The sequence below is a fragment of the Neisseria sp. P0022.S010 genome (assembly GCF_051956635.1).
In genome coordinates this window covers 1-875 of sequence record NZ_JBQCXF010000757.1, presented here as the reverse complement: position 1 = coordinate 875, position 875 = coordinate 1, and the positions used below count along the sequence as shown (strand labels likewise).

The following is an 875-nucleotide window of genomic DNA, read 5'->3' as shown; positions in this document are numbered from 1 at the left end:
CTGTCTTTCAATTGCGCAATGTTGCTGAATTTTTCCATAATATTCAATATCCCTGTAAGGTAATAACCGTTATAATACGCACTTTCCGCCCGTTTGCCCACTATTGGGCCGTTAAAGGGCGGCAATCTGCCGCCGGTCTTGCAATTGAAAATCGGCGAAAAGAAAAATTAAGAAGATGATTATCGTTTGCTTTTTAAAAATATTCAAGCGATGATAAACATCTTTCCCGAAATGACACAGAAAGGTAAGCCCGTGAATAAAGCCTTATGCCTTGCCATCGCCGCTATTTTAGGTCTGGCCTCATGCAGTGCCGAGCGCGTATCCAACTTTCCATCCTACAAACTCAAAATCATTCAAGGTAACGAGCTCAATCCTCGCGCCGTGGTTTCCCTGCGCCAAGGTATGACCCGCGACCAAGTCCAACTGCTGCTCGGTACGCCGCTCCTGCGCGACGCCTTCCATGCCGACCGCTGGGATTACACTTTCAACACCAGCCGCAACGGCATCATCAAAGAACAAAGCAACCTGACCCTGTACTTTGAAAACGACGTCCTCGCACGCGCCGAAGGCGATGCCATTCAGAAATCCATCGAAGCGGTTCAAGCCGGACAAAACATCGTTCCGACCACCGAAACCAAGCCGCAATAAGGAAGCCCCATGAGCGCATTGAAAATCGCCATCGCCGGCGTCAACGGCCGCATGGGCCGCGTTTTGGTTGAAGCGGTCAACAACCATCCCGACACCGTCCTCTCCGGCGCACTCGAGCATTCCGGTTCGGAAGTATTGGGTTTGGATGCAGGCTTCGCCTCCGGCCTCAAAACCGGCGTTGCCATTTCAGACGACGTGGATGCCGTACTGGCTCAAAGCGATGTCCT

General features: G+C 51.5%; 1 protein-coding gene and 2 pseudogenes. 2 read left to right on the top strand and 1 reads right to left on the bottom strand.

The window, feature by feature from the left end:
• Nucleotides 1-101 (bottom strand): annotated as a pseudogene (locus ACTHUT_RS21215) (ferric iron uptake transcriptional regulator); the annotation flags it as partial.
• Between the two features lie 151 nt (nt 102-252).
• Between ACTHUT_RS21215 and ACTHUT_RS21210 the strand changes: the two are divergent.
• Both ACTHUT_RS21210 and ACTHUT_RS21205 read left to right on the top strand, forming a co-directional pair.
• A complete protein-coding gene (locus ACTHUT_RS21210; RefSeq protein ID WP_049333683.1) occupies nt 253-648 on the top strand; it encodes an outer membrane protein assembly factor BamE in 396 nt (131 codons plus the stop codon).
• Between the two features lie 9 nt (nt 649-657).
• Nucleotides 658-875, top strand: a pseudogene (locus ACTHUT_RS21205) (4-hydroxy-tetrahydrodipicolinate reductase); the annotation flags it as partial.